The 7440-nt window shown below is 41.8% G+C and carries 5 protein-coding genes and 3 pseudogenes; 6 read left to right on the top strand and 2 right to left on the bottom strand.

The genetic code is table 11. The annotated features are described in order from the left end of the window. The coding region (locus H6G97_RS41200) for a strawberry notch C-terminal domain-containing protein (RefSeq protein ID WP_190946366.1) at window positions 1–2094 on the top strand (2094 nt) is incomplete at its 5' end. A 321-nt stretch (window positions 2095–2415) separates the two neighbouring features. Here the strand turns inward: H6G97_RS41200 and H6G97_RS41195 are convergent. Continuing rightward, window positions 2416–3285 (bottom strand): RpnC/YadD family protein, encoded by an 870-nt coding sequence (locus H6G97_RS41195; protein WP_199350023.1) that lies wholly within the window; start codon window positions 3283–3285, stop codon window positions 2416–2418. A gap of 20 nt (window positions 3286–3305) precedes the next feature. On the opposite strand from H6G97_RS41195, the gene H6G97_RS41190 reads away from it, so the two are divergent. From H6G97_RS41190 to H6G97_RS41165, 5 genes and pseudogenes are all read left to right on the top strand, one after another. After that, window positions 3306–4121, top strand: a complete 816-nt coding sequence (locus H6G97_RS41190; protein WP_190946365.1) for a ParA family protein — start codon at window positions 3306–3308, stop codon at window positions 4119–4121. Beyond that, window positions 4099–5112 carry a ParB/RepB/Spo0J family partition protein gene (locus H6G97_RS55670; protein ID WP_190946364.1) on the top strand — a complete coding sequence of 338 codons (1014 nt, stop codon included), beginning with the start codon at window positions 4099–4101 and terminating at the stop codon, window positions 5110–5112. The genes H6G97_RS41190 and H6G97_RS55670 overlap by 23 nt, the downstream gene beginning before the upstream one ends. A 51-nt stretch (window positions 5113–5163) precedes the next feature. Continuing rightward, window positions 5164–5757 (top strand): hypothetical protein, encoded by a 594-nt coding sequence (locus H6G97_RS53870; protein ID WP_242055925.1) that lies wholly within the window; start codon window positions 5164–5166, stop codon window positions 5755–5757. A 51-nt stretch (window positions 5758–5808) separates the two neighbouring features. Then, window positions 5809–6390, top strand: a pseudogene (locus H6G97_RS56270) (hypothetical protein). 415 nt (window positions 6391–6805) lie between these two features. Beyond that, a pseudogene (locus H6G97_RS41165) lies at window positions 6806–7222 on the top strand (ParM/StbA family protein); the annotation flags it as partial. Window positions 7223–7230: 8 nt separating this feature from the next. Here H6G97_RS41165 and H6G97_RS41160 read toward each other — a convergent pair. Then, window positions 7231–7440: pseudogene (locus tag H6G97_RS41160) on the bottom strand (IS630 family transposase); the annotation flags it as partial.

Raw genomic sequence — 7440 nt, 5'->3', positions numbered from 1 at the left:
TACAATAGCTATTCTGATGCTTTTGGTGTTATTCATAATAATTTAGATAAAGCCCTGGAAGCTTGTAATATCTCTGGTGACAAAACTTACAACCGTGCTGCAAAGATGAGCGCAGTGTCTCAGTTCGAGTCGCACAAGCAAAGATTCTTCAACCATCTGTTGACTGGCATGAAATGTCCGCAGTTAATTAAAGCGATTGAAGAGGATTTAGCTGTGGGTAACGCCATTGTTATTCAAATTGTATCAACTAATGAGGAGTTGCTTAAGCGCCGACTCAATGAAGTTGCACTCGAAGAATGGAAGGATCTCAATCTTGATCTGACTCCACGGGAATATGTCATGGATTATTTGATGAGTGCATTCCCCATTCATTTGCATTCCATCTATTCAGGTGTTGACGGCTCAGAAAGATCCGAGCCAGTCTTTGACGCTGATGGCTCTCCAGTTATCTCTATTGAAGCTGTAGCCTTGAGGGATGCGTTAGTCGATAAGTTAGCAAGCCTTGATCCCATCCCTGGTGCATTAGAACAATTGCTGTGGCATTTTGGTCACAAGCAAGTGGCTGAAGTAACTGGTCGCAGTAAGCGAGTTCTCAAAGATGAATCTGGACGTTTGTTTGTGGATTCTAGAGGCAGTGGCGCGAATATTGCTGAAACTGCTGCGTTTATGCAGGGAGACAAACAAATCCTCATTTTCAGTGACGCTGGTGGTACGGGTCGCAGCTATCACGCTGACCTCAAGGCTGTGAATAGGAGACGGCGATCACATTATTTGTTAGAAGCCGGCTGGAGAGCAGACAACGCAATTCAAGGGCTTGGGCGATCGCACCGCACAAACCAAGCATCAGCACCTATTTTCCGACCTGTAACCACTAACGTTATAGGTGAACGCCGCTTTATCTCAACCATTGCCCGAAGACTGGATAGCTTGGGCGCTCTTACTCGCGGTCAACGGCAGACGGGTGGCAATGGGATATTTGAGGCTAAAGATAATCTGGAGTCGAACTATGCAGAACACGCCCTGTATGAGTTATTCAGGCAAATATACCAAGGTCGATTTTATAAAGTGCCTTTAGGAAAGTTCGAGCAAATGACGGGACTTAGCTTAACCTCTCATGAAGGCGGGATGAAAATCGACTTGCCTCCATTGCGGCAATTCCTCAATCGCCTGTTGGCTTTACGCATCGATATGCAAAACATCATTTTCGAGCGTTTTGAGTTGTTGCTAAGTCAGCAGATTGAAGCAGCGATCGCGGCTGGTGTCTATGAGATGGGTGTAGAGACTTTACGGGCTGAACGGTTTACTGTTGAGAGCCAGGAAGCTGTCTACACCCACCCTGCCACAGGTAGCGTCACCAACTACCTCAAAATTGAGCGAGTTCAGAAAAACAACATCAGAACCGCTATTGAGATGGTTGAGTTTGCTGCCAAGTACCAAGGGCAATTCATGGTGAATGAGAAAGGTCGTGCGGCGATAACAATTCCAACGCATAGTCTATTCGACTCTGAGGGTGGAGTTGTCCCAAGAGTTTTGCTGATTCGCCCACAGAAAGAAACTCGCCTACCAATCCAAGGCTTGGAATCTTCCACTTGGCAGCAAGTTTCTATTGATGCGTTTACTGCTGCTTGGTCGAAGGAGGTAGACGAATTACCCAAGTTCACTACCGATTACCTGCACTTAATGACAGGAATATTGCTACCGATTTGGAAGATACTACCACAGCAGAATAGTCGAGTATTCCGGTTGCAAACCAGCGATGGACAAAAGATTCTCGGTCGGGTGGTGAATGCTCACGACATTCAAACCGTGCGCGAACAACTCGGTCTGAAGAACCAGTTGTTAAGCCCAGCAGAACTTGTTTCACTGGTGCTAAATGAAGGGTATTCCCAGCAGTTACCGGGTGGCGTAACTTTACGGCGTTCTTACATTGCCGCAGAACCTCGCATAGAACTGGTTAATGCTATTTCACTGGCAGAGCGGCTTTTAGCTGCTGGATGTTTCACCGAGATTATCAACTGGCAAAAACGGGTATTCATTCCAGTTTCAGACAAAGCACCAGCTATTCTAGCGGCTGTGATTGAAATCTTGGGATAAGTCAAAAGCTGATGTATCTAATAAATACATCAGCTTATTTTTCGCTCAAACACGAGTGTGATTTTATTGTCCGAAATGAAGGTAAGCGGACGATTTGTCGAGGTAATCTAAAAACGGGGGAGGAGATATTTCCACTTTCAGAAGAACGTGCCAAGTGAGCTAGAAGTTATGATTTTAGAGAGGGAACGATTACTTCACAGGAAACATGAGCCATCACATAATGGACACCATATTAGCAGTCATAATATTGAGTTGAACTGAAGTAGCAAAAAAGATTCTGTAAATGTATTAAATAGCACACTTGCTTTTATTAAATTACGATTACCTTTGAAACCGCGATAATAATTCTTCACGGTCAGCCTGTAAAAGTAAGCCAAGATATTCTTCCCTAGATAACTCCATTAACTGAGGAATAATTGCTTCTAACTCAGTATCTAAATTTCCAAAACGTACTTTTAAAAGCGTCGAAATTGTTTCCCTTCTTTCGATTTCCACACCTTCTTGTTGCCAACTTGTTACAATCTGCATAACTTCCTCCCGTTCATCTAATCCCATTGTACTAATCACCGCTTGAAAAACCTGCTTCTCAGTATCATCAAGCCGCAAATAAGTATCAATAAATCCCGAAATTAATTGCATCCGCGCTGGATCTAACCTTAAAGTTGTTAGTAACCGCAAACATTCCGCCTTCACCTGCGGACGTTCTGACACCGCAATATTCATCTTCGCCATCAACGCCGCTGCCACTGGATTGTATTGCGTTAGAAAATCCCGCCAACTTAGGCGATTTAATTGAATTGCTGCGAACTGAAATTCTAGTACCTTTAAATCGGGAAACGTGACACGATAATTTTGAGATTCAGCACGTTTTGGTTCGTCGAAGGAGAAAATCACAACTGGGTAAATTGGTAAATCATATTTTTCATGCAAGCGTGCAAAATACTTAAACATCCGCTTTGCAAATTCTGACTCAGTATAAGACTGATTTTCAACGTGAATTAAAAAATAAGTTTTTTGTTGCTGATAACGCACCTGCGCCAGTAAATCAATTTCTTTCTTTTCGCCAGATGTGACATCAGTAAATACATCTTGGGGTAAAAACTGGATAGAATCGCGGTCTATTTGGCTGGCTACTTGAGGTAGAAATAAATCGAGAAACTCAACTGAAAGATAGAGTATAACAAAACGCAAGCATACGAAATTGCAAATAGATGAAACAAGTTGTTCTCTGGATTGGAGCCAATGCCGGAGGAGTTTCCAAAACTACACTTATTGGCTATAAAATGGCAAAGCGCGGCTTTAACGTTGCGCTACTCGACTTAGATACTAACGTTTCCATGAGTCAGTTTTGTGGATTAGACAAAGACCCACCATTAGAGCAAACAATCGCCGCAGTATTCAGCGAGGATTTTGATGGTAACTGGCCTTTACTGATGCCAGAATGGGGAAAGCCAAAGGGTAAATTACAAATATGCTTGGGTGGGCCAGTAATGATTCAAGTTGGGTCAGATTTGGCAGTTCGTAATCGCCGGGAATATGTTTTGGCAGACAGGTTTGAAGATTTTCCTTTGCCACACCAACTGGTGATTCTGGACTGTCCTGCTACATTGGGTAATCTCAATGATGTCGCACTGGCAGTAGCTACGCATATGTTAATTCTTGTTGAACTTAGTCCCAAATCATTAACAGGGGCAAATGTTTTGCTGTCTTGGTACCGAGGGGCTTGTAAAAAGTTGCGCTTAAATCCCCAGCCCCAGATACTAGGATTTGTACCTACTAAGTATGACAGTGGCGAAGCAGCGCAAAGGGATTTGCTCGGTCAGTTACCAGAAATGCTTTCGCCTTTAAAGATAAAATGTTATCCGCACGTCCGCTACTCTTGCGAATTCAGTAATGCTTCTGGAAAAGGCATCCCTTTGCATTTGCATCGCTCAACACATAAAGCTATCAAGGATCTTCATCCTATCTGCCAAGAATTATTAGCTATATTGCAGGAGGATAAGGGTGACAACCAAGGGACAAAATAAGAGTTATGACTATTTCTCTGCTAATGCACAAGTAGCAGAATTTGAAGAACAATTACTTCAATCGCAACAGCGTATTGCTGAACTAGAATCACTAAATGCTCAATTACAAGCACTAGCAAGAAGTGAGAGCATTGACGATAATACTGCTAAATTCGCTGTACCAATTGATAAAATTGTTTGCAATCCTGAACAAGTACGCCGTTATTTCGATATAGATAAACTTGCTACGTTAACTGCTTCTATCAAAGAAGTGGGAGTCCAATCACCATTGTGGTTGCGTCCTGAGCGGGACGGGAAGTATTTATTGATTGCAGGTGAGCGTCGCTATCGTGCAGCACGAAATGCAGGCTTAATAGAAGTTCCTGCTCTGATATTAAACGTCGATGACGCTTCGGCTCTAAAGCTATCCTTATTGGAAAATTTACAACGAGAAGATTTAAATCCAATAGAGGAAACAGAAGGAATACTAAATTTACTTTCCTGGCAAATGGATTGTACTGTCAAAGAAGTAATTGCTTTATTGAACAGAAAAGCACATTTAGATAAAAAGAAAGTTGAGTGGTCAGATGAAAACACGGAAAATGTTTTCCGTAAGCAGTGGGAGATTATAGAGAGTGTCTTTATGACGGTAGGTAAGCTATCACCAGAAAGCTTTCGCGTCAGTCGGCTACCTCTACTGAATATGCCAATTGACGTAATAGAAGTACTACGTTCTGGGCAAATAGAATACACTAAAGCTAGAGCGATCGCCACACTGAAAGACAAAGCTAAGAGAGCTAGTTTGTTGAAAAAAGCGATTGCTGAGAAGTTATCTTTAGCAGATATTCGTGATTGGATCAAAGAGACGAAGGATCAGGAGCCTCCTTCTTTGAAGAGAGAATTTAAAGACATATCTCAGAAAATATTAAAGTCTTCACAGTGGTCAGATCCCAAAAAAGCTAAGAAGATTGCAAGTCTTTTAGAACAACTAGAATCATTGTTAGCGGATTAACAGAAAATTGGAAACCACTAGTTCGGCAAGTCCACTGAAATCAAGATGTCTATGAAATCTACTCAACGTCCGTCAAAAAGACCATCACCACAAGCCGAATCCAACGATCAAAGCCCAAAACTTGACCTTGTTGCTTATAAACCAGTAGAGAAACAGCAGCCAACCTCTCAGCCTGACATTACTCCCAGTGTTGATCTGCCGTCAGTTGAGCAGCCAGCCCAAGCAGAGGTAATACCTCCTTTAAAGTCAAAGACAAACGCTACTGAAAAACCGCAACATTTAGAGAAAAGTAAAGCCAAACCTACCTCTGCTGACAAGAGAAAATCCAAATTACCGCAACAGCCCAAGCAACAGGGTCAATTGACAAAGAGCGATGAAGAAGAAGAGTTAGCGCCAGAACGCTGTCAACATATCCAGTTTTTAGACTGCGATAAACAAGTGGGGCGTGTGGTATTCGAGTGTTGGCACTGTCAGCAGGGAATAATTAGCGAGTTTACTGGGGAACCAGTAATGGGAGAATACAAAGGTCATCCTTCGCTTGTTCAGTTGAAAATCCAATGCCCAAACTGTGAGCAGACGGCTATCAGATTAACAACGGGTCAGGTGGTTTCAACAACAGCGATTCCTTCTCCTTGGCAGCAATGATGGCACACACCCTCTTCAAGAGTGATTGGTGAAAAATATTTACAACTGATAATGCAAAAGCTGAGATTTTTACCGTCAATTATAATTGCACTAACGGCACTGAAATTAACTAGTTGCAGTACTACTACTGCTGAACAGTATGAAGCTACAGCACTCACCAGTTACAGATGGCAAGTTAAGTATGCCAATGATCTAACTAGTCAACCACAGCCACGCATTGAAACCTTTGCTAATACTTCAATGGTGAATCGGAATGGAGTGAAACCACCAGGAGCAGTTGTTGGGCCAGACGACCCAACAATTCGCAATTCGCAATTCGCAGTTCGCAATTACGGCGTAATTGATAATTGAGCCGTTGGGGTACAGAGCAACTAATTTCAATTATGAAAAGAAAAGAACACGTAGTATCAATATTCAGAGCAAGCACATTTATGCATAGGGTATTATTAATTGCGAATTGCGAATTGCGAATTGGAAATGACCTATGGAGTGGGTAATACTCAGAACACGCTACCTACTAACTATGAAGTTTATCGACAAGTGGTAAAAGCTTACTCCCAAAGAACTCCTTTGCAATTGACTTTGGGTGTGAATGATAATTCAGTTGAGAAAGCTGAACCTGTCAGCAAGTAGTGACTCGCTCGTTACATAGTCACCAAGAAGTTCAAGATCAAGGCTGAATTGCTTTTCAACAAAATATTGACATTAAAGTATAAATCAAAGAGTCAACGATGATCTAATTTAATTTCTGCTGCGTTGATAAAAAAGATTTCAAAAATTCTATATGGGGGCTATATGGGGACTATATATACCCCAACAATAGTTAAGCATTTTTGAGGTATTTTGACTCCCACATAGATCCTATATAGGGGCTTTATAGGGTATATTTGATTGACTAACATTTTGTCCCCCACTTAGCCCCCAAGGAGTTATGATAAGCTCTTGAGTTGGGAAAATAAGGGGAAGTTATTTTATTTTTCTTTCTCTTGCTCTTGCAGATCACTTCAACAGATAATTTTCACAAATTAAACTGTATTACTTGGAGCCTATGTCTAACATTCACACCTTGCAAAAAATTTTTCCTGCTGGCTTTGACAACGGTTACGGAAGCCTAAAACTTTTAGTCGATGGGTTTGAAGTAGTTCGTGTCCCCAGCTATATAACTAATGCTGAGATGGAAGATGTGCCAGGACGGGTAGTTTTTAACGGCAGTGCTTATACCGTTGGAGAGTCAGCTTACCGTACAGGAAATTATTTTGACCGCAACACAGACAATAATGAAAATAAAGTCAATAATGCGTTGTTGACTTTATTGGGTGCATTGGCACATCTGCCACACCGTAGGGCTTGGCACCTAAAATTAGTCGTCAGTTTACATGATGTTGGTCTAGCTGATGAATTGCAAAAAGTACTCGATGGAGAATATCAGCCAATACTTGCTGGCAAGCAATCAGATGTGAAAGTATAGGACTCCTATTTGATTTTTGAAAAAGCTCCGTACATCTGAAGAGTGGCAAAATTAAAGGTAGTGTGTCGAATAAACCATTCAAACATCCATGTCAAATGTGAAAATGTTGGAATTAAGGCACAAAAACGCCGTACCCACGTTTTGGCTTGTAACCAAATATCCTCAATAGGATTTTGTTCTGGACAATTGGGTGCAAAACGAACGCAGCGTATTTT

Origin of the sequence: Nostoc flagelliforme FACHB-838, from assembly GCF_014698065.1 — a bacterium.
GTDB classification, from domain to species: Bacteria; Cyanobacteriota; Cyanobacteriia; order Cyanobacteriales; family Nostocaceae; genus Nostoc; species Nostoc flagelliforme_B.
This window is presented reverse-complemented; position numbering and strand designations above follow the sequence as displayed.

Excerpts from the sequence above, each read along its gene's own strand:
- H6G97_RS41190 (WP_190946365.1), top strand. The coding sequence starts at position 3,306 with ATGAAACAAGTTGTTCTCTGGATTGGAGCCAATGCCGGAGGAGTTTCC.
- H6G97_RS53870 (WP_242055925.1), top strand. The coding sequence starts at position 5,164 with ATGAAATCTACTCAACGTCCGTCAAAAAGACCATCACCACAAGCCGAA.